The sequence below is a fragment of the Citrobacter sp. C1 genome (assembly GCF_014596895.2).
Classification (GTDB): Bacteria; Pseudomonadota; Gammaproteobacteria; order Enterobacterales; family Enterobacteriaceae; genus Citrobacter; species Citrobacter gillenii.
This window is the reverse complement of record NZ_CP115035.1, coordinates 336689-358224: the sequence shown is the minus strand read 5'-3', so window position 1 is coordinate 358224 and position 21536 is coordinate 336689. Positions and strand designations below refer to the sequence as shown.

22 protein-coding genes are annotated in these 21536 nt (G+C 53.3%); 10 read left to right on the top strand and 12 right to left on the bottom strand.

All coding sequences use genetic code 11. From position 1 onward, the window contains the following. The first annotated feature begins 1 nt into the window (after nucleotide 1). Together IB214_RS01685 and IB214_RS01680 are read left to right on the top strand one after the other, a co-directional pair. The gene (locus tag IB214_RS01685) at nucleotides 2-220 is read left to right on the top strand and encodes a YheU family protein (RefSeq protein ID WP_096759303.1); all 219 of its coding nucleotides are present in this window, start codon (nucleotides 2-4) and stop codon (nucleotides 218-220) included. A gap of 52 nt (nucleotides 221-272) precedes the next feature. Next, nucleotides 273-1142 (top strand): phosphoribulokinase, encoded by an 870-nt coding sequence (locus IB214_RS01680; protein ID WP_096759302.1) that lies wholly within the window; start codon nucleotides 273-275, stop codon nucleotides 1140-1142. 72 nt (nucleotides 1143-1214) lie between these two features. On the opposite strand, the gene IB214_RS01675 is transcribed toward IB214_RS01680, so the two are convergent. Next, on the bottom strand, nucleotides 1215-1619 hold the full coding sequence (locus IB214_RS01675; RefSeq protein WP_096759301.1) for an OsmC family protein: 405 nt from the start codon (nucleotides 1617-1619) through the stop codon (nucleotides 1215-1217). Nucleotides 1620-1928: 309 nt separating this feature from the next. On the opposite strand from IB214_RS01675, the gene crp reads away from it, so the two are divergent. Together crp and IB214_RS01665 are read left to right on the top strand one after the other, a co-directional pair. After that, the gene (gene crp / locus IB214_RS01670; RefSeq protein WP_000242758.1) at nucleotides 1929-2561 is read left to right on the top strand and encodes a cAMP-activated global transcriptional regulator CRP; all 633 of its coding nucleotides are present in this window, start codon (nucleotides 1929-1931) and stop codon (nucleotides 2559-2561) included. A 51-nt stretch (nucleotides 2562-2612) separates the two neighbouring features. Beyond that, nucleotides 2613-4700, top strand: a complete 2088-nt coding sequence (locus IB214_RS01665; RefSeq protein ID WP_115257320.1) for a YccS/YhfK family putative transporter — start codon at nucleotides 2613-2615, stop codon at nucleotides 4698-4700. Nucleotides 4701-4799: 99 nt separating this feature from the next. Here IB214_RS01665 and IB214_RS01660 read toward each other — a convergent pair whose 3' ends face one another. The 5 genes from IB214_RS01660 to ppiA form a co-directional block, all read right to left on the bottom strand. Then, nucleotides 4800-6017, bottom strand: coding sequence for an aspartate aminotransferase family protein (locus IB214_RS01660; RefSeq protein WP_117342454.1), 1218 nt, complete (start codon nucleotides 6015-6017; stop codon nucleotides 4800-4802). Nucleotides 6018-6102: 85 nt separating this feature from the next. Then, nucleotides 6103-6666, bottom strand: a complete 564-nt coding sequence (gene pabA / locus IB214_RS01655) for an aminodeoxychorismate synthase component 2 (protein ID WP_117342455.1) — start codon at nucleotides 6664-6666, stop codon at nucleotides 6103-6105. A gap of 31 nt (nucleotides 6667-6697) precedes the next feature. Then, the gene (locus IB214_RS01650) at nucleotides 6698-7300 is read right to left on the bottom strand and encodes a putative adenosine monophosphate-protein transferase Fic (RefSeq protein WP_117342456.1); all 603 of its coding nucleotides are present in this window, start codon (nucleotides 7298-7300) and stop codon (nucleotides 6698-6700) included. After that, on the bottom strand, nucleotides 7290-7457 hold the full coding sequence (locus IB214_RS01645) for a YhfG family protein (RefSeq protein ID WP_115257317.1): 168 nt from the start codon (nucleotides 7455-7457) through the stop codon (nucleotides 7290-7292). The genes IB214_RS01650 and IB214_RS01645 overlap by 11 nt, the downstream gene beginning before the upstream one ends. 107 nt (nucleotides 7458-7564) lie before the next feature. Continuing rightward, the gene (gene ppiA, locus IB214_RS01640) at nucleotides 7565-8137 is read right to left on the bottom strand and encodes a peptidylprolyl isomerase A (RefSeq protein WP_096759295.1); all 573 of its coding nucleotides are present in this window, start codon (nucleotides 8135-8137) and stop codon (nucleotides 7565-7567) included. Between the two features lie 264 nt (nucleotides 8138-8401). Here ppiA and tsgA point away from each other — a divergent pair, with 264 nt between their 5' ends. The 6 genes from tsgA to IB214_RS01610 all read left to right on the top strand — a co-directional run bounded on the left by tsgA (nucleotide 8402) and on the right by IB214_RS01610 (nucleotide 15497). After that, complete coding sequence (gene tsgA, locus IB214_RS01635; RefSeq protein WP_115257316.1) at nucleotides 8402-9583, top strand: MFS transporter TsgA; 1182 nt, start codon at nucleotides 8402-8404, stop codon at nucleotides 9581-9583. 271 nt (nucleotides 9584-9854) lie between these two features. Further along, a complete protein-coding gene (nirB, locus tag IB214_RS01630) occupies nucleotides 9855-12398 on the top strand; it encodes an NADPH-nitrite reductase large subunit (RefSeq protein WP_096759293.1) in 2544 nt (847 codons plus the stop codon). Further along, nucleotides 12395-12721, top strand: coding sequence for a nitrite reductase small subunit NirD (gene nirD, locus IB214_RS01625; protein WP_115257314.1), 327 nt, complete (start codon nucleotides 12395-12397; stop codon nucleotides 12719-12721). The genes nirB and nirD overlap by 4 nt, the downstream gene beginning before the upstream one ends. Nucleotides 12722-12894: 173 nt before the next feature. Continuing rightward, nucleotides 12895-13704 (top strand): nitrite transporter NirC, encoded by an 810-nt coding sequence (gene nirC, locus IB214_RS01620; RefSeq protein ID WP_115257313.1) that lies wholly within the window; start codon nucleotides 12895-12897, stop codon nucleotides 13702-13704. A gap of 11 nt (nucleotides 13705-13715) precedes the next feature. Beyond that, the gene (cysG, locus tag IB214_RS01615; protein ID WP_096759290.1) at nucleotides 13716-15089 is read left to right on the top strand and encodes a siroheme synthase CysG; all 1374 of its coding nucleotides are present in this window, start codon (nucleotides 13716-13718) and stop codon (nucleotides 15087-15089) included. 240 nt (nucleotides 15090-15329) lie between these two features. Next, a complete protein-coding gene (locus tag IB214_RS01610) occupies nucleotides 15330-15497 on the top strand; it encodes a DUF4223 family protein (RefSeq protein WP_096759289.1) in 168 nt (55 codons plus the stop codon). A 106-nt stretch (nucleotides 15498-15603) separates the two neighbouring features. Here IB214_RS01610 and trpS read toward each other — a convergent pair whose 3' ends face one another. From trpS to aroB, 6 genes are all read right to left on the bottom strand, one after another. Further along, nucleotides 15604-16608 carry a tryptophan--tRNA ligase gene (trpS, locus tag IB214_RS01605; RefSeq protein ID WP_096759288.1) on the bottom strand — a complete coding sequence of 335 codons (1005 nt, stop codon included), beginning with the start codon at nucleotides 16606-16608 and terminating at the stop codon, nucleotides 15604-15606. Next, the gene (gph, locus tag IB214_RS01600) at nucleotides 16601-17359 is read right to left on the bottom strand and encodes a phosphoglycolate phosphatase (protein WP_117342457.1); all 759 of its coding nucleotides are present in this window, start codon (nucleotides 17357-17359) and stop codon (nucleotides 16601-16603) included. The genes trpS and gph overlap by 8 nt, the downstream gene beginning before the upstream one ends. Then, on the bottom strand, nucleotides 17352-18029 hold the full coding sequence (rpe, locus tag IB214_RS01595) for a ribulose-phosphate 3-epimerase (RefSeq protein WP_096759286.1): 678 nt from the start codon (nucleotides 18027-18029) through the stop codon (nucleotides 17352-17354). The genes gph and rpe overlap by 8 nt, the downstream gene beginning before the upstream one ends. A gap of 17 nt (nucleotides 18030-18046) precedes the next feature. Further along, nucleotides 18047-18883 (bottom strand): adenine-specific DNA-methyltransferase, encoded by an 837-nt coding sequence (dam, locus tag IB214_RS01590; protein ID WP_115257312.1) that lies wholly within the window; start codon nucleotides 18881-18883, stop codon nucleotides 18047-18049. Between the two features lie 117 nt (nucleotides 18884-19000). Beyond that, nucleotides 19001-20311 (bottom strand): cell division protein DamX, encoded by a 1311-nt coding sequence (gene damX / locus IB214_RS01585; RefSeq protein WP_117342458.1) that lies wholly within the window; start codon nucleotides 20309-20311, stop codon nucleotides 19001-19003. Between the two features lie 96 nt (nucleotides 20312-20407). Then, nucleotides 20408-21496 carry a 3-dehydroquinate synthase gene (gene aroB, locus IB214_RS01580; protein ID WP_115257310.1) on the bottom strand — a complete coding sequence of 363 codons (1089 nt, stop codon included), beginning with the start codon at nucleotides 21494-21496 and terminating at the stop codon, nucleotides 20408-20410. Nucleotides 21497-21536: the final 40 nt, after the last annotated feature.

Genomic DNA, 21536 nt, shown 5'->3' with positions numbered 1-21536 from the left:
CATGCAGATCCCCTGGCAGGACTTATCCCCTGAAGCGCTGGACAATCTGATTGAAAGCTTTGTCTTGCGCGAAGGCACCGATTATGGTGAACATGAACGTTCGCTCGAACAAAAAGTCGCCGACGTCCGACGCCAGTTACAATCTGGCGAAGCTGTACTGGTATGGTCAGAACTGCATGAAACGGTCAACATTATGCCGCGAAAACAGTTTCGCGAATAACCCGCAGCCGGCGGCTGACTATAATAAAAACTAACCTATCCATGGAGTTATTATGTCTGCCAAACATCCGGTGATTGCGGTAACAGGATCCAGCGGCGCGGGGACCACCACCACCAGCCTCGCGTTTCGTAAAATTTTCGCCCAGTTAAATCTGCGCGCCGCCGAGGTGGAAGGCGACAGTTTTCACCGCTATACCCGTCCGGAGATGGACATGGCGATCCGCAAAGCGCGCGACGCCGGGCGACACATCAGTTACTTCGGCCCCGAAGCCAACGACTTCGGCCTGCTGGAACAAACCTTCAGCGAGTACGGCCAGACCGGCAAAGGCCAGTCACGAAAATATCTGCACACCTACGATGAAGCCGTTCCGTGGAATCAGGTTCCGGGAACGTTTACCCCGTGGCAGCCGCTGCCTGAACCCACAGACGTCTTATTCTATGAAGGCCTGCACGGTGGCGTGGTGACGCCGCAGCAAAACGTGGCGCGGCATGTTGATCTGCTGGTCGGCGTGGTACCGATCGTCAATCTGGAGTGGATCCAGAAGCTGACCCGCGACACCAGCGAGCGCGGTCACTCCCGCGAGGCGGTAATGGATTCGGTGGTACGTTCAATGGACGACTACATTAATTACATCACCCCGCAGTTTTCCCGTACGCATATTAACTTCCAGCGTGTACCGACCGTCGACACCTCCAATCCTTTTGCCGCCAAAAGCATTCCGTCACTGGATGAAAGCTTTGTAGTGATTCATTTTCGTAATCTGGAAGGCATCGACTTCCCGTGGCTGCTGGCGATGCTGCAGGGCTCATTCATTTCCCATATCAATACATTAGTGGTGCCGGGCGGCAAGATGGGGCTGGCGATGGAATTGATTATGCTGCCGCTGGTCCAGCGACTGATGGAAGGCAAAAAAATCGAGTGAAGCGTGGGAAGTGCCCGATGGCGTTACGCTTATCGGGCCTACAAATCAACATCATCCATCCGGCATCAGGGATTACGCGGCAATCACTTCATAGGAATGGGTAATATTCACCGCTTTTTCCAGCATCAGCGCCACGGAGCAGTATTTTTCCGCGGAGAGATCGACGGCGCGAGACACCGAAGCGTCTTTCAGATCGTTGCCAGTAACGATGAAATGCAGATTAATATGGGTAAACAGACGCGGCGCTTCTTCACGACGCTCGGAAGTGAGCTTCACTTCGCAGTTGGTCACATCCTGACGACCCTTTTGCAGGATCGACACCACATCAATGGCGCTACAGCCACCCGCAGCCATGAGTACCATTTCCATCGGGCTCGGCGCTTTATCACCGGAGTTACCGTCCATCAAGATTTGGTGGCCTGAGGCGGACTCACCGAGGAAGGTTAACCCCTCAACCCACTTTACACGCGCTTGCATATTTCGTAACTCCAATGTTTCAATTTTCCTGACAGATTACGCGTACATAACAATTCTCGCAACGGAAGGCGACCTGAGTCATGCTGAAGCGAGACACCAGGAGACACACGGCGAAAGCTATGCTAAAACAGTCAGGATGCTACAGTAATACATTGACGTACTGCATGTATGCAGAGGACATCACATTACAGGCTGCAGTTCACTTTTTAGCAGCCCCTTTCCCAGGTAGCGGGAAGCATATTTTTGCAACCCCAGAGGCAGCGTCGTGTTCTGACTCTGGAGACAGCTTATAACAGAGGATAACCGCGCATGGTGCTTGGCAAACCGCAAACAGACCCGACTCTCGAATGGTTCTTGTCTCATTGCCATATTCATAAGTACCCATCGAAGAGCACGCTGATTCACCAGGGTGAAAAAGCGGAAACGTTGTATTACATCGTTAAAGGCTCAGTGGCAGTGCTGATCAAAGATGAAGAAGGGAAAGAAATGATCCTCTCTTATCTGAATCAGGGCGATTTCATTGGTGAATTAGGCCTGTTTGAAGAAGGCCAGGAACGTAGCGCCTGGGTACGTGCCAAAACCGCATGTGAAGTTGCTGAAATTTCATACAAAAAATTTCGTCAATTAATCCAGGTTAACCCGGATATTCTGATGCGCCTGTCTTCTCAGATGGCTCGTCGCCTGCAGGTAACGTCCGAAAAAGTGGGCAACCTGGCCTTCCTGGATGTCACCGGTCGTATCGCCCAGACCCTGTTGAACCTGGCGAAACAACCTGACGCGATGACCCACCCGGACGGCATGCAGATCAAAATCACCCGTCAGGAAATTGGCCAGATCGTTGGCTGCTCCCGTGAAACCGTTGGTCGTATCCTGAAAATGCTGGAAGATCAGAACTTGATCTCCGCGCACGGTAAGACCATCGTCGTCTACGGCACGCGTTAACCTCGTCGAAATGGCGCGTTACCTGGTAATGCGCCATTTTTGTTTGCACCGATGTGGCGAAGACTGATTTATCACCCAGAGATCAACTACGCACTACGACAAACGCTGGTGCTGTGTTTACCCGTGGCTGTCGGTCTTATCATCGGTCAGCTTCATCTGGGGCTGCTGTTCTCCCTCGTCCCCGCCTGCTGCAACATTGCCGGTCTTGATACCCCGCATAAGCGATTTTTTAAACGCTTAGTTATTGGCGCGTCACTGTTTGCCGGATGTAGCCTGATCATGCAGCTATTGCTGGCAGAAAGCATTGCGCTCCCGCTGATCCTTACCGGCCTGACGCTGATTCTCGGCGTGACCGCCGAGTTAAGCCCGCTGCATGCACGACTGCTGCCCGCCTCACTGATTGCGGCAATTTTCACGCTAAGCCTGGCTGGCAACATGCCGGTCTGGGAACCGCTACTGATCTATGCGCTGGGAACATTGTGGTACGGCGCGTTCAACTGGTTCTGGTTCTGGTTGTGGCGTGAGCAGCCGCTGCGCGAATCGCTCAGCCTGTTATATCGCGAACTGGCCGATTACTGTGAAGCGAAATACAGCCTGCTAACCCAGCACGTCGATCCCGAAAAAGCGCTGCCCCCGCTGCTGGTTCGCCAGCAAAAAGCGGTGGATCTGATCACCCAGTGCTATCAGCAAATGCATATGCTGTCGGCGCATCACAACAACGAGTACAAACGCCTGCTGCGGGCCTTTCAGGAGGCGCTGGATTTGCAGGAGCATATTTCCGTCAGCCTACATCAACCAGAAGAGGTGCAGAAGCTGGTCGAACGCAGTCATGCAGAACAGGTGATTCGCTGGAATGCGCGCACCGTCGCCGACCGGTTACGCGTACTGGCAGATGACATTCTGTATCACCGCTTACCAACACGCTTTTCGATGGAAAAACAGATTGGCACGCTGGAGAAAATTGCCAACCAGCACCCGGAAAACCCGGTCGGGCAGTTTTGCTACTGGCACTTTAGCCGCATTGCCCGCGTGCTACGCACCCAGCGTCCGCTGTATGCCCGAGATTTAATGGCCGACAAACAGCGCCGCCTGCCGTTACTCCCGGCCCTGAAAAACTATCTGTCGCTGAAATCTCCCGCGTTGCGTAATGCCGGGCGTATCAGCGTCATGCTGAGCATCGCCAGCCTGATGGGCAGCGCCTTACACCTGCCCAAACCTTATTGGATCCTGATGACGGTCCTGTTCGTCACGCAAAATGGCTACGGTGCCACGCGGGTACGCATTCTGCATCGTTCGCTGGGTACGCTTGTCGGGCTGGTGATTGCCGGCGTCACGCTGCACTTTCATATTCCGGAAGGGTTTACGCTGGCGGCCATGCTGGTCATCACCCTCGTCAGCTATCTGATCATGCGCAAAAACTACGGCTGGGCCACCGTCGGGTTTACGGTTACGGCAGTGTATACCCTGCAGTTGCTGACGCTGAACGGAGAACAGTTTATTGTGCCGCGCTTTGTCGATACGGTGCTGGGCTGTTTGATTGCCTTTGGCGGCACGCTCTGGCTGTGGCCACAGTGGCAAAGCGGCCTGCTGCGCAAAAACGCCCACGATGCGCTGGAAGCCGACCAGGAAGCCATTCGCCTGATCCTCAGCAACGATCCACAGGCCACACCGCTGGCGTATCAGCGTATGCGGGTCAACCAGGCGCATAACACGCTGTTTAACTCACTGAACCAGGCGATGCAGGAGCCAGGTTTTAACTCACATTACCTGGCCGATATGAAACTGTGGGTCACGCACAGCCAGTTCATCGTCGAACATATTAATGCGATGACCACGCTGGCCCGGGAACACACCATGTTGACGCCGGATTTGGCGCAGCGGTATCTGCAGTCCTGTGAAATTGCGATTCAGCGTTGTCAGCAGCGGCTGGAATATGACGGGCCGGGGAGCTCCGGTGATGTGAACATTCTCGAGTCGTCGGAGATGCTGTCCCACGGTCCATTAAGTACCCTGGAGCAGCATCTGCAACGTATACTGGGGCATCTGAATACCATGCACACCATTTCGTCGGTGGCATGGCGTCAACGCCCGCACCACGGTATCTGGCTGAGCCGCCGGTTGCGGGATATGAAAGGTTAAGATCGACTGCCGGATGCGCTACGCTTATCCGGCCTACGAATCACACCTTACCCTGTAGGCCGGATAAGGCGTTTACGCCGCCATCCGGCAATCAACCAATCAGCCCACCACCTTCGCTACCGCCTGCGCAAAGCGCTGCATCCCTTCATCGATATCCGCCTCTTCCACCACCAGCGATGGCGCAAAACGCATCACATCCGGTCCCGCGTTCAGCACCATAACGCCTTCATGAGCAGCGGCGTAGAGGAAATCACGCGCCCGACCTTTGAACTGCGGCTTCAGCTCCGCGCCAATCAGCAGCCCCATACCGCGAATATCGCTAAAAATGTCATACTGAGCATCTATTTTCTGTAAATGCGCAACAAATGCCTGACGTTTGACCTGAACACCGTCCAGCACGTCCGGCGTGTTGATAATATCGAACGCCGTCTCTGCAACCGCACAGGCCAGCGGGTTACCGCCGTAGGTTGAACCGTGCGAACCGACATGGAACGCAGAAGCGATTTCCTGAGTGGTCAACATCGCGCTCACCGGGAAACCGCCGCCGAGGGCTTTGGCGCTGGTCAGGATATCCGGCGTCACGCCGTAGTGCATATAGGCAAACAGGTCGCCGGTACGCCCCATACCACACTGCACTTCATCAAACACCAGCAATGCCTGATGCTGATCGCACAGTTCGCGCAGGCCCTGCAGGAATTCCGGCGTGGCGGCCATAACACCCCCTTCGCCCTGAATTGGCTCGACCACCACCGCGCAGGTGTGATCGTCTATCACCGCTTTTACCGCATGCAGGTCGTTAAACGGTACATGGATAATGTCCGCCGGTTTTGGCCCAAAGCCGTCAGAATATTTTGGCTGCCCACCGACGGAAACGGTAAACAGCGAGCGGCCATGAAACGCATTATGGAAGGCGATAATTTTGGTTTTGAACGGACTATGGCGGACGCAGGCATAGTGGCGTGCCAGCTTAAAGGCGGTTTCGTTGGCTTCAGTGCCAGAGTTCATGAACAGCACGCGTTCGGCAAAGGTCGCATCAATGATTTTGCGGCCTAAGCGCAGTGCAGGCTCATTGGTGAAAACGTTACTGGTGTGCCACAGGGTTTCGCCCTGCGTTTTTAACGTTTCGACCAGGGCCGGATGGCAATGCCCTAACGCGGTAACTGCAATACCACCCGCGAAATCAACATACTCTTTACCCTGTTGATCCCAGACTCGACTTCCTTTCCCTTTGACCGGAATAAACTCTGCCGGTGCATAAATCGGCAGAATCACTTCATCGAATGTCGCGCGCGTAATTGCAGTTTGTTCAGTTGCCATGTCATTACCACCCAGTTAAGCAGAAATGCTAGTGAAATTATAATCACAAAATATGAATAAAAAGTCACTGAATAGCAACTACAAATCACCGATTGAGGAAATTAGCCAGCAGCTGATGCCCCTGCTCACTGAGGATACTCTCCGGGTGAAACTGCACGCCTTCCAAATCCCACTCGCGGTGGCGAATGCCCATAATCTCCTGCGTTTCACTCCAGGCCGTTACCTCAAAGCAGGCCGGCAGCGTCTCAGGTGCAACCACCAGAGAGTGGTAGCGCGTCACCGTTAGCGGGTTCGCCAGCCCCTGAAAAACGCCCTGCCCGGTATGCGTAATCGGGGAGGTCTTACCGTGCATGACTTTCGCCGCCCGCACGACGCTGGCACCAAACGCCTGCGCCATCGCCTGGTGGCCCAGACAGACGCCCAGCATCGGGGTTTTTCCCGCATAGTGACGGATGACATCCAGCGAAATCCCGGCATCATCCGGCGTGCAGGGACCGGGGGAAATAACGATTTTTTGCGGACTTAACGCATCAATTTGCGCCAGCGTCAGCTCGTCGTTGCGCCTGACAAGGACCTCTGCGCCCAGTTCGCAGAAATATTGATACAGGTTCCAGGTAAAAGAATCGTAGTTATCGATAAGCAGGATCATGGCGGCTCCGGTACAGAAAAACCGCGCTATTCTACCCAGTTTCTCGGGCTTCGCTTACCACTTTACGAAATATCGCCCGCAGCGCCGACAGGTCGCCCATCGCACCACTCTGGTTGGCCTGATTCCACTCTTCGACCGGGATACCCTCCCAACTGAGCATATACCCGGCATGAACCGCTAACTGTTCGAAGAAAATACGCTGGGCCAGACCGCTGCCAATACGAAATGGGTGTAGCACATTAATTTCGCAATAATAATGCGCAAGTCGGTCGATAAACTTATCCGCCGACAGCCCCACCAGCCAGGACTCGTCTTCCAGGTCCTGCATCAGCGCGTTGCCCTCTTTCTCGATATAAGCAAAGTGGCAGAAGCGGGTATCGCCCTGGTAAATATCGACCTCGCGCAGATGGCCCGCCCAGTCAAAAATATCCTGATAGAGCTGGCGATGAATAGCGCACAGATGCGGCAGACCGCGTTTTAGCGGGCCCAGCCCAATCGTCGCCGCCCGTAGCGCCGTCAATTCGTAGGCCGCCTGCGCCAGACGCTGGGCCTGATGGACTCCGAGACGATTACGCATCACGTTCAGGCCCGGATACAAATAGGGATCGCGCCCATCACCGAATTTATCGCTCATAGTGCCTCCTCAATTCTTCAAGGCGCGCCAGGGCATCTTCAGCGCTCAGCGTAACCCGTGGAATCTCCACGCCTTCCAGACGTCGACTAGCCTGGAAATTGCCGTTTCGCAGCTGCTCCCAAAGACAGGACTTTTGTTTATCGGTGAGTTTTTTCACGTGACCTCCCTGAATGTGCCGGCACTTGCCACAAGTATAAGCAGCAATTTCGGGTTACGCAGAGAAGGGAGAGAACGCGGGCAGGAACCGCCCGCGCAAAAATACAATTACGGCAGAACTTTCGCAGACAGGATAACAATCGGTTTGGACGGAACGTTCTGGTAAGGGCCGACATCGTGAGTCGGCACTTGAGCTATCTTATCCGCGACATCCATCCCCTTCACCACTTTACCAAAAACGGCATAGCCGAAGTCACGCTGGCCGTGATCGAGGAAAGCGTTGTCCGCAATGTTGATAAAGAACTGGCTGGTCGCGCTGTCTTTGTCTGCGGTCCGCGCCATGGCAATGGTGCCACGGGTATTGCGCAGCCCGTTATCGGCTTCATTTTTGATTGGCGGGTTAGGTTTCTTCTGCTGCATCTGCTCGGTAAAACCGCCGCCCTGTACCATAAACCCAGGGATCACCCGGTGAAACGTGGTGTTGTTATAGAAACCACTATTTACATAATCGACAAAGTTTTGCACTGAAACCGGGGCCTTTTGACTGTTCAGCTCCAGCTCAATGTTACCAGCAGAGGTCGTCAGCAGTACACGTGGGTCACCTTTCGCTGCCAGTGCTGCGGGAGAGAGGGCAGAAAGAGCGAGAACAGCTGCAACAGCCGCCAGAGTCGATTTGAGCATGAGAATTCCTTTACAAGAGCAGAAATGAAGCAAGTGAATTGATTCTAAAGAGCCTTCCATGACAAGGCCATCCCTTTACTTAATTTTACGAATCTGAAACAAATGTAAATGCTTTGCAACGCGCATCAATGTGATCATGATCACATTGAAATATGTAATAGAAACAGCTGTTGCTAAAAAATATTTAAATACATCAACAAAACGCCTAAAATCCGCCCGCTCACGGCGCCTTCAATGCGCCTTACACTTCTATACAGGCCAGTCATGACTAACAGCAATCGTATCAAGCTCACATGGATCAGCTTTCTCTCCTACGCCCTGACAGGCGCGTTGGTTATTGTCACCGGGATGGTGATGGGAAACATCGCAGACTATTTCCATTTGCCCGTTTCCAGTATGAGTAACACCTTCACCTTTCTGAATGCCGGTATTCTGATCTCTATTTTTCTGAATGCGTGGCTGATGGAAATTGTCCCGTTGAAAACGCAGCTACGTTTTGGCTTTATTCTGATGCTGCTGGCTGTCGCCGGACTGATGCTCACGCATAGCCTGGCGCTGTTCTCCGCCGCCATGTTTGTGCTGGGGGTCGTCAGCGGGATCACCATGTCGATTGGTACTTTCCTGGTCACCCAGATGTATGAAGGTCGCCAGCGTGGATCTCGCCTGCTGTTTACAGATTCCTTCTTCAGCATGGCGGGCATGATTTTCCCGATGGTTGCCGCGTACCTGCTGGCGCGTAGCATCGAATGGTACTGGGTCTACGCCTGTATCGGCCTGGTGTACGTCGCCATTTTCCTGCTGACCTTTGGCTGTGAGTTCCCGGCGCTGGGTAAACATGCGCAGCAACCGGAAACACCGGTGGCGAAAGAGAAGTGGGGCATTGGTGTGCTGTTTTTGTCCATCGCCGCGCTGTGCTACATCCTCGGTCAGTTAGGTTTTATCTCCTGGGTACCGGAATACGCCAAAAGCCTCGGCATGAGCCTGAACGATGCAGGTAAACTGGTCAGCGATTTCTGGATGTCCTACATGGTGGGTATGTGGGCGTTTAGCTTTATCCTGCGCTTCTTTGATTTGCAGCGTATCCTGACCGTGCTGGCAGGACTGGCAACCGTATTGATGTATCTCTTCATCACCGGTACGCCAGAGCACATGCCGTGGTTCATCCTGACGCTGGGCTTCTTCTCCAGCGCCATTTATACCACCATTATCACCCTCGGCTCCCAGCAGACTAAAGTGGCCTCACCGAAGCTGGTTAACTTCGTCCTGACCTGCGGCACCATTGGGACCATGTTAACCTTCGTGGTGACCGGTCCGATCGTTGCCCACAGCGGTCCTCTGGCCGCACTACAAACCGCGAATGGCCTGTATGCTGTGGTATTCGTGATGTGCTTTATCCTTGGGTTTGTCACGCGTCATCGCCAGCATAACGCACCGGCTGTGCAGTAAACCTGAATGCCGGATAGCGGCTCTGATTATCCGGCATTTATCACTCCCCTTTCTAACCCTTAGGATCCTGACCTATTCACACTAAAACCCCTTAATTTGTACGCTAATCATACAAACATGAAAAGCCTGTCAATTCCGTGACTTATAAAAACGCTGACAAATCAGTTATATACCTCTTAAGGAGTATATAAGGGCGAAATTGATTTGTATCAATAAGCGGGGTTGCTGAATCGTTAAGGTAGGCAGTAATAGAAAAGAAATCGAGGCAAAAATGAGCAAAGTCAGACTCGCTATTATCGGTAATGGTATGGTCGGCCATCGCTTTATTGAGGATCTTCTTGATAAATCCGATGCGGACAAGTTTGATATTACCGTCTTCTGTGAAGAACCCCGCAAAGCATACGACCGCGTACACCTGTCTTCTTACTTCTCTCACCACACTGCTGAAGAGCTGTCTCTGGTGCGTGAAGGCTTCTACGAGAAGCACGGCGTGAAGGTATTAGTCGGCGAACGCGCGATTACCATCAACCGCCAGGAGAAGGTGATCCACTCCAGCGCTGGTCGTACGGTTTATTACGATAAACTGATCATGGCAACCGGCTCCTACCCGTGGATCCCGCCAATTAAAGGTTCGGAAACGCAGGACTGTTTCGTTTACCGTACCATTGAAGACCTCAACGCCATTGAGTCTTGCGCTCGTCGCAGTAAACGCGGCGCCGTTGTCGGTGGTGGCCTGCTGGGTCTGGAAGCCGCAGGTGCCCTGAAAAGCTTAGGCGTTGAAACCCACGTGATTGAATTTGCCCCGATGCTGATGGCTGAACAGCTGGATCAGATGGGTGGCGAGCAGTTACGTCGCAAAATTGAAAGCATGGGCGTGCGTGTGCACACCAGCAAAAATACCAAAGAGATCGTCCAGCAAGGCACTGAAGCGCGTAAAACTATGCGCTTTGCCGACGGCAGCGAACTGGAAGTCGACTTCATTGTCTTCTCCACCGGTATTCGCCCGCGCGACAAACTGGCAACCCAGTGCGGCCTTGATGTCGCACAGCGTGGTGGTATCGTGATCAACGACGCCTGCCAGACCTCTGACCCGGATATCTACGCTATCGGCGAATGCGCCAGCTGGAACGACCGCGTTTATGGCCTGGTCGCACCGGGGTACAAAATGGCGCAGGTCGCCGTTGACCATATTCTCGGTAGCAAAAACGCGTTCGAAGGCGCAGACCTGAGCGCCAAGCTGAAACTGCTGGGCGTAGATGTCGGCGGTATCGGCGACGCACATGCGCGTACACCGGGCGCCCGTAGCTACGTTTACCTCGACGAAAGTAAAGAAGTCTACAAACGCCTGATCGTCAGCGAAGATAACAAAACGCTGCTGGGCGCGGTTCTGGTGGGTGACACCAGCGATTACGGCAACCTGCTGCAGCTGGTGCTGAACGCCATCGAACTGCCGGAAAACCCGGACTCACTGATCCTGCCAGCACACTCAGGCAGCGGTAAGCCGTCCATCGGCGTGGATAAACTGCCGGACAGCGCGCAGATTTGTTCCTGCTTCGACGTCACCAAAGGCATGCTGGTTGCCGCCATTAACAAAGGCTGCCACACCGTTGCAGCGCTGAAAGCCGAAACTAAAGCCGGTACTGGCTGCGGTGGTTGTATTCCGCTGGTTACCCAGGTGCTGAATGCCGAACTGGCGAAACAGGGCATCGAAGTCAACAACAACCTGTGCGATCACTTCCCGTACTCACGTCAGGAACTGTTCCATCTCATCCGCGTGGAAGGCATTAAAACCTTCGAGGAATTGCTGGCGAAACACGGTAAAGGTTACGGCTGCGAAGTATGTAAACCAACCGTCGGTTCCCTGCTGGCCTCCTGCTGGAATGAATACATCCTCAAGCCGCAGCACACGCCGCTGCAGGATACCAACGACAACTTCCTGGCCAACATCCAGAAAGACGGTACCTACTCCGTTATCCCACGCTCTGCCGGTGGCGAAATTACCCCGGAAGGTCTGGTTGCCGTGGGCCGTATCGCTCGTGAGTTCAATCTGTACACCAAGATCACCGGTTCTCAGCGTATTGGTCTGTTCGGCGCGCAAAAAGATGACCTGCCGGAAATCTGGCGTCAGTTGATTGAAGCGGGCTTCGAAACCGGTCATGCGTATGCTAAAGCGCTGCGTATGGCGAAAACCTGCGTGGGTAGCACCTGGTGCCGTTATGGTGTCGGCGATAGCGTAGGCTTCGGCGTTGAGCTTGAAAACCGCTACAAGGGCATTCGTACCCCGCACAAAATGAAGTTTGGCGTCTCTGGCTGTACCCGTGAGTGCGCAGAAGCCCAAGGTAAAGACGTGGGTATCATCGCCACTGAAAAAGGCTGGAACCTGTACGTCTGTGGTAACGGCGGGATGAAACCACGTCATGCGGATCTACTGGCAGCGGATCTCGACCGTGAAACGCTGATGAAATACCTTGACCGCTTCATGATGTTCTACATCCGTACTGCGGACAAACTGACCCGTACTGCACCGTGGTTAGATAACCTGGAAGGCGGCATCGAGTATCTGAAGTCTGTCATCATTGACGACAAACTGGGCCTGAACGAGCATCTGGAAGAAGAGATGGCGCGTCTGCGTGAAGCCGTCGTATGCGAGTGGACAGAAACCGTCAACACGCCGTCCGCGCAGGTTCGCTTCAAGCACTTTATTAACAGCGATAAACGCGATCCGAATGTCCAGGTTGTGCCTGAACGTGAACAACATCGCCCGGCCACGCCGTATGAGCGTATCCCGGTCACTCTGGTGGAGGAAAACGCATGAGCCAGTGGAAAAACATCTGCAAAATCGATGACATTCTGCCTGCAACAGGCGTCTGCGCCCTGTTAGGTAAAGAGCAAGTCGCGATTTTCCGTCCTTATCACAGCGACCAGGTGTTTGCGATCAGCAACATCGACCCGTTCTTCCAGTCCAGCGTACTTTCACGCGGGATTATTGCTGAGCACCAGGGCGAGCTATGGGTTGCCAGCCCGCTGAAAAAACAGCGCTTCCGCCTCAGCGACGGTCTGTGCATGGAGGACGAAAGTCATTCCGTGGCGCACTACGAAGCCCGGGTGAAAGACGGCATGGTGCAGTTGCGCGGTTAGTAAATTATTGGGAGGCGCAATGCCTCCCTTTTTAGACGTATTGGTAGGCCTTTTTAGTAGGCCTGATAAGCGTAGCGCCATCAGGCACATTGCCGGATGGCGGCATAACTGCCTTATCCGGCCTACGGTTACGATTTTATTTTACTTTTTGTTCTTCAAGGATAATCAAACACATGTTTACAGACACTATCAATAAGTGTGCGGCTAACGCTGCGCGCATTGCACGCCTGTCGGCCAACAACCCAATCGGTTTCTGGGTCAGTTCCGCCATGGCGGGCGCTTATGTCGGTCTCGGCATCATTCTTATTTTCACTCTCGGCAATCTGCTTGATCCATCCGTACGCCCTCTGGTGATGGGTGCAACCTTTGGTATTGCCTTAACGCTGGTGATTATTGCCGGTTCAGAGCTGTTTACCGGGCACACCATGTTCCTGACGCTTGGCGTCAAAGCGGGCACCATCAGCCACGGTCAGATGTGGGCCATTCTGCCGCAAACCTGGCTGGGAAATCTGCTCGGTTCCGTGTTCGTCGCCCTGCTGTACAGCTGGGGTGGCGGTAGCCTGCTGCCGGTCGATACCAGCATCGTACATAGCGTTGCCCTGGCGAAAACTACAGCCCCTGCCAGCGTACTGTTCTTTAAAGGTGCGTTGTGTAACTGGTTGGTTTGCCTGGCAATCTGGATGGCGATCCGTACTGAAGGTGCGGCGAAGTTCCTCGCCATCTGGTGGTGCCTGCTGGCGTTTATCGCTTCCGGCTATGAACACTCCGTTGCCAACATGACGCTATTTGCGCTCTCCTGGTTCGGTCATCACAGCGATGCCTATACCTTGTCCGGAATTGGCCATAACCTGCTGTGGGTGACACTCGGTAATACTTTGTCCGGTGTCGTATTCATGGGGTTGGGTTATTGGTATGCTACGCCAAAATCGGAGCGTCCCGTTCCGGCAAAAATCAACCAAACTGAGGCTGCTGCCAATAATTAAGGGGTAATGTCGTGGATCATTTGCCTATATTTTGTCAACTACGTGACCGCGACTGCTTGATCGTCGGCGGTGGTGATGTCGCAGAACGCAAAGCGCGGTTACTGCTGGAAGCAGGCGCCCGTTTAACGGTTAATGCGCTAGCGTTTATTCCACAGTTCACCGTATGGGCAAATGAAGGCATGCTGACGCTGGTTGAGGGGCCGTTTGACGAAGCCCTGCTCGACTCCTGCTGGCTGGCGATCGCCGCCACCGATGACGATGCCGTCAACCTTCGCGTCAGCAACGCCGCTGAATCACGTCGCATCTTCTGTAACGTGGTCGACGCCCCAAAAGCGGCCAGTTTCATCATGCCCTCCATTATTGACCGTTCACCACTGATGGTGGCGGTCTCCTCTGGCGGCACCTCTCCTGTTCTGGCACGACTGCTGCGTGAAAGGCTCGAATCCGTGTTGCCACAGCATCTGGGCCAGGTCGCGCAGTATGCAGGACAGCTGCGTTCCCGGGTGAAAAAGCAGTTCGCCAGTATGGGTGAACGTCGCCGCTTCTGGGAAAAGCTGTTTGTTAACGACAGGCTGGCGCAGTCTCTGGCAAACGACGATCGGCAGGCAATAGAAGAAACGACCGAGCAGATGCTCAGCGAACCGCTGGACCATCGTGGCGAAGTAGTGCTGGTTGGTGCCGGTCCAGGCGATGCCGGACTGCTAACGCTGAAAGGGCTACAACAGATCCAGCAGGCTGATGTCGTGGTGTATGACCGCCTGGTTTCCGATGACATCATGAACCTTGTTCGTCGCGATGCCGATCGTATTTTCGTCGGCAAGCGTGCGGGTTATCACTGCGTACCGCAGGAAGAGATCAACCAGATCCTGCTGAACCAGGCGAAACAGGGCAAACGCGTAGTGCGCCTGAAAGGCGGCGACCCGTTCATCTTTGGTCGCGGTGGCGAAGAGCTGGAAACCCTGTGCCACGAAGGTATCCCGTTCTCTGTTGTTCCCGGTATTACCGCGGCGTCCGGCTGTTCTGCCTATTCCGGCATTCCGCTGACGCATCGTGATTACGCCCAGAGCGTACGCCTGGTCACCGGACACCTGAAGACCGGCGGCGAGCTGGACTGGGAAAACCTGGCAGCAGAAAAACAGACGCTGGTGTTCTATATGGGGCTGAATCAGGCGGCCACTATCCAGGAAAAATTGATCGCATTTGGGATGCCAGCAGACATGCCGGTTGCGCTGGTCGAAAACGGGACCTCCGTGAAACAGCGCGTTGTCAATGGTGTACTGACGCAACTCGGTGAACTGGCGCAACAGGTGGAAAGCCCGGCGCTGATCATTGTTGGTCGCGTGGTTGGCCTGCGCGATAAGCTGAACTGGTTCTCAAACCATTAATATTCAGGCGCTATGTTTTCTGCATAGCGCCGTCTTTTGATTACCCTTCCAGTCATTATCCTTCATCTTTAATCATCATCAATTATTATTTTTTAAAAATTCTTAAATCTACTATTAAGTTAAAAGAACAAGTAATAACTTCCTGGTCACGTTATATATAGCAAGCTTAATTCACTACGTGTTTTTCGAAGCATATGGAATTGGCATACTGATATTTTATTGATTGATAGGGATTATTAAATGAAAAACATGCTTAAAGCTGCTGCAGTACTGCTGGCTCTCTCCACATTGACTGCCTGCACCGGTAGCGTTCAGAACAAAAACAAGACCTGTGATTACGATTATTTTCTGCACCCAGCCATTTCTATTTCTAAAATCATTGGCGGCTGCGGTGACACTGCGCTGTAATTATTTATATTCCGTATAAATATATAAAGCCGGGTTATCCCTCATACCGTTATAATATTAAACAGTATGGGAGATAACCCGGCTTTTATTTTAGCCGCACGTTATATTACGGCTTCGCAACAAATCCAATTGCTTCATACACCGCTTTCAGTGTTTCTGCTGCGCGCGCACTGGCTTTTTCTGCACCATCTTTCATCACTTGCTGCAAGAAGGCTTCATCGTTACGGAAACGGTGGTAACGTTCCTGAAGCTCAGTCAACATACCGGAAACGGCATCGGCAACTTCACCCTTCAGGTGGCCATACATCTTGCCTTCAAAGTGCTGCTCCAGTTCCGGGATGCTCTTACCCGTTACGGCAGAGAGAATATCCAGCAAGTTGGCAACACCCGCTTTATTCTGCACATCGTAACGAACAACAGGCGGCTCATCGGAATCCGTCATGGCGCGTTTGATTTTCTTCACCACAGATTTCGGATCTTCCAACAGGCCGATCACGTTATTGCGGTTGTCATCCGACTTAGACATTTTCTTCGTCGGTTCCAGCAGGGACATCACGCGCGCACCGGACTTCGGAATAAACGGCTCAGGCACTTTGAAGATGTCACCATACAGTGCGTTAAAACGCTGGGCGACGTCACGACTCAGTTCCAGGTGCTGTTTCTGATCTTCCCCTACCGGTACCAGATTGGTCTGGTACAGCAGAATATCGGCTGCCATCAGTACCGGGTAGTCGAACAGACCGGCATTGATGTTTTCAGCGTAACGGGAAGATTTATCTTTGAACTGGGTCATGCGGCTCAGTTCACCAAAATAGGTGTAGCAGTTCAGCGCCCAGCCTAACTGTGCATGTTCCGGCACGTGGGACTGAACGAAAATGGTGCTTTTCTCAGGATCGATACCACACGCCAGATACAGCGCCAGCGTATTCAGCGTAGCATTACGCAGCTTCTGCGCGTCCTGGCGGACGGTGATAGCATGCTGGTCCACGATACAGTAGATGCAGTGGTAATCATCCTGCATGTTTACCCATTGACGCAGCGCACCCATATAGTTGCCAATGGTCAATTCACCTGAGGGCTGTGCGCCACTAAAAACGATGGGCTTAGTCATTTTTCAATTCCTGATTTTCGCTATTCGGAAGCCCGAGTGCGGGCAGAAGGTCATTAATGCTGTCATATATTACATCCGGCTGGCTGAGGTCGATCCCTTCACCGTAGTTATACCCATACGTAAGACCAACCGAAGGACAGCCAGCGGCTTTTGCCGCCTGAATATCATTGCGCGAATCACCCACAAAGAGCAATTTTTCAGGCGCAATCCCCATACGTGAGGCCACTAGCAGCAGCGGATCGGGATGCGGTTTTTTATTTTTCACGTCGTCACCGCCGATGACCACACTAAAATACTTGGCGATGTCCAGTGCGTTAAGCAGCGGTGCCACAAACGGTGTCGGCTTGTTGGTTACCAGACCTAACGGCAGGCCTTTCGCATGCAGCGCGCCCAGCGTATCGGCAACGTGGGGAAATAAGAACGTCCCTTCTTCGGCAACATCACCGTAATAGCGGTCAAACAGCTTACGTAAAATACGCACCTGCTCAACGGCAGGAATGTCGTCATCGATGGGCGGTTTGCCCGTCGTTTTACGCAGCGTAGCGCGCTCAAGGCGAGCCCAGGTGAGTGCACGCTCCATCAATACATCTGCGCCATTACCAATCCAGGTAATCACACGTTCTTCGCCTGCAGTGGGTAATTCCAGCGCGTACAGCGCCATATCCACTGCGGCGGCTAATCCCGGCGCGCTATCAACCAGCGTACCGTCGAGGTCAAAAGCTACGCCCCGAATATCCTGAAATTTATCCATGACTTACCTTCGCCAGTTCATGGCGCATTTCATCAATGACTTTTTTGTAGTCAGGTTGGTCGAAAATCGCGGAACCTGCGACAAACATATCCGCACCCGCTGCGGCGATTTCGCCGATATTGTTCACCTTAACGCCGCCATCAACTTCCAGGCGAATGTCATAGCCAGACTCATCAATACGACGGCGGACTTCACGCAGTTTTTCCAGCGTTTGCGGAATGAAAGATTGGCCGCCAAAACCGGGGTTAACGGACATCAGCAGGATCACATCCAGCTTATCCATAACGTAGTCCAGGTAGCTCAGCGGCGTGGCCGGGTTGAACACCAGGCCCGCTTTACAGCCATTCTCTTTGATCAGCTGTAAGGTGCGATCGACGTGTTCGGAGGCTTCCGGGTGAAAAGTAATGATGCTGGCGCCAGCGGCAGCGAAGTCCGGGATAATACGGTCAACCGGCTTCACCATCAGATGCACATCAATAGGGGCGGTAATCCCATATTTGCGTAGCGATTTCAGTACCATCGGCCCGATAGTCAGGTTAGGTACATAATGGTTGTCCATGACGTCGAAGTGCACGACATCGGCACCGGCGGCCAGAACGCTCGCGGTGTCCTCACCCAGGCGGGCAAAATCAGCCGACAGAATTGAGGGGGCAATCAAATACTGTTTCATCCGCTTCTCCTTGAGAATTATTTTTTCGCAGGCGTTACGACTCCTGGTTTGTACAGAGCCAGCAGTTCATTCACCTTTTTACGTGTGCCGCCGTTGCTGCTTATACTGCGCCGCACTTTTACCTGAAAATGCTTCGCCGCTCGGTACCACTCGCGCGTATCGGGCGTGTCATGGTTCGAAATTAACACCGGGATCTGCTTACTGACCAGCTTTTCTGCCATTTCGGCCAGATGCGCCTGCTCTTTCGGGCTAAAGCTATTGGTGTGATACGCGGTGAAATTCGCCGTCGCCGACAACGGCGCATAAGGCGGGTCGCAATAAACCACAGAGTTGATATCAGCACGCTCCATGCACTCTTCATAGGAGAGGCAATGAAACTCTGCATTCTGCGCTTTTTCGGCAAAATGATACAACTCTGCTTCCGGGAAGTAGGGTTTTTTATAACGGCCAAACGGCACGTTAAATTCGCCACGCAGGTTGTACCGACACAGGCCGTTGTAACCAAAACGGTTGAGGTATAAGAACAGTACCGCACGTCGGAATGGATCCTGGCTGGCGTTAAATTCTGTCCGGAACTGATAGTACACCTCAGACTGATTGGTCTCAGGGACAAACAGCTCGCGCGAAGCCTGCACATACTCATCGGTACGCGACTTCACGATGTTATAGAGACTGATGAGGTCGCTGTTGATATCGGCAAGAATATAACGAGAAAAGTCGGTGTTGAGGAACACCGACCCTGCACCCACGAAGGGTTCGACAAGACATTCGCCCTGAGGCAAATGCCGTTTGATATCATCAAGCAGGGGGTATTTTCCCCCTGCCCACTTCAGAAAAGCGCGATTTTTTTTCATGCTGACTAACTAATTACACCTTCTCCGGCTGTGGAGAAAGCTCCGACAGCATCCTGCGCTTTAGTCTTTGTCCCGCAATTGGGCGAAACATCAAACCATTGCAGAACATATCCTATCTTACTTCAGATCGGCCTGAACCTGATGCAGCGGTTTCGCCCACGGGTTTTTCGCCTGAATGTCGGCTGGCAACGTAGACACCGCACGTTTAGCATCGTCTTTAGATGCATATACACCCGTCACCAGAACATACCACGGTTGACCGTTACGCGTCGTCTGATACACCACGTAGTTCTTCAGGTTCTCTTTCTTCGCCCAACCGTTCAGGTTGTCGTAGTTAGAAGAACTGCTGAGCTGCAGAGTGTAATGACTGGACGGCGCTGATTTTAACGCCCCAACATTACCTGCCGTTTTTGCTCCGCCCGCTACAGGCGTTGCCGTAGTTGGCGCAGGAGTAGCAGTCTGCGCAGGTGTGGTGGTACTGACGGTTGCTTTAGGCTCAGCTGTCGCTTTTGGCGCAGTCGTTGCCGCAGGTGCTTTGGTCGTAGTAACCGGTGCAGTCACTGGCGCAGTCGGTTCAGTGCGCTTCGCCTGGGCAACAGGTTTTGGCTCTGTCGGCGCTGCTTTCACAGTCGTCTGCGGTTTGCTCTTCGGCTCAATAACGGCCTGTTTGCGTTCCGGACGCGCAGTCGCGTGACGCTCAGCAGGCTCCGTTGTTGCAGGACGCGCCGTAGTACCATTACGAACAGGTGCAACGGTAGCAGGTTCGGTTGGCAGCGTGGAGTTCACAACCACGTTGTTCACCTGTTCCTGACCTTGCGGTTGCGTCAGGGCATTATTCAGATCGCCCTGAACTTCAACACGCTGTTGACCTTCAGCGGCAACAGGTGCTTGCCCCTGAGTTGGCGTAGAAGAAATTGGCGGCAGAGAAACATCCTGCTGCGCATTGCCAGCCGGTTGCTCAGCAGTCGTTGCAGGCTGAGTGGTGCTCGCCTGATCGGTCGCGCTATTGCCAGAAAGATCGATACTCTTCTCACTAGACGTCGTCTGATCGCTGGAAGAGGGAGATGAGGGGGCTTTCAACGCTGAACCGATGCCGACTATCAACAGCAGCAGCACCAGAACCCCCACACCCATCATCATATATTGACGAGAGGCAGGTTTGCTGGCGGCCTTCTTACGCTTACGCGGACGGCGTTCTACACGCTCTTCATCCACGGTATCGTCATCAGATTCATAGTCTTCTTCAATGTCTTGCTCTTCGTCACGTTCTTTACGCGCGCGCGCTGGACGACGATCGTCAGTATCCAGATCAACATCATCAAAATTGATTTGCGGCTCATTATCGCGTTCAGACGATTGACGAGAACGACCAGTACGACGATCGCTGGGATCGGGTTTCAGCTCGTCTTCTGGTTTGAATTCATCCATTTAACACCCCACTCAAAGGTTAATGCTTACGACGTTGCACATAACCTGAAGCTAAAAGACTTACGCCTTACAACGCAAGCCGGACCTTTCTTGTTGTTACGCCTGCTGGCAATCAGCAATAGCGTTAAGAACCACCTCGTGCGACACTCCGCCGCGCACTTCACTCTTCCCTATTGCCAACGGAAGCACTAAACGCATCTCCCCCGCCAACACTTTTTTATCTCGCAGCATGTGCGGTAAATAGGCCTGAGTGGACATCTCACGTGGTCCATCAACCGGTAAGCCTGCCCGCTTCAGCAGCGTAATGATGCGCTGCGTGTCCGCGGAGCAAAACTGACCCAGACGTTCTGACGTACGAGCAGCCATTACCATACCTGCGGCCACCGCTTCACCATGTAACCAATTGCCATAACCCATTTCAGCTTCGATTGCATGGCCAAACGTATGTCCCAGATTCAGTAAAGCACGTAAGCCCATTTCGCGCTCGTCTGCTGCGACAACTTCTGCCTTCAGCTCACAACAACGGCGGATACAGTACGCCATTGCCGGACCGTCCAGATGCAGTAATGCGTCCAGATTGTCTTCCAGCCAGCTGAAAAATTCACCGTCAAGGATGATGCCGTATTTGATCACTTCCGCCAGACCCGACGCCAGTTCACGCGCAGGAAGCGTTTTCAGACAGTCGAGGTCCACCACCACGGAAGCGGGTTGGTAAAAAGCACCAATCATGTTCTTGCCGAGGGGATGGTTTACGGCGGTTTTGCCGCCAACGGAGGAATCAACCTGCGACAACAGCGTTGTCGGAACTTGAATAAAACGTACGCCGCGCTGATAGCTGGCGGCTGCAAAACCGGTAAGATCGCCAATCACGCCGCCGCCAAGAGCAACCAGCGTGGTATCGCGACCGTGCGGTTTTTGCAGTAATGCTGTGAATACCGTATCCAGCACCGTCAGGCTTTTATACTGCTCGCCGTCGGGAAGGATGACGCTATCAACATTAACACCCGCCTGTTCAAGTACGCCGCGAATCTTATCGAGATAAAGGGGAGCCAGGGTTTCGTTGGTCACCAACATAACCTGATCGCCCGATTTCAGCGGTAAGAATGAAGCCGGCTCATTAAACAAACCAGCCGCGATGGTGATAGGGTAACTACGTTCCCCGAGAGTGACTGTAATCCTCTCCATGACGCGACATCCACCTTAGTTACTTGTACCCGCAGACGAG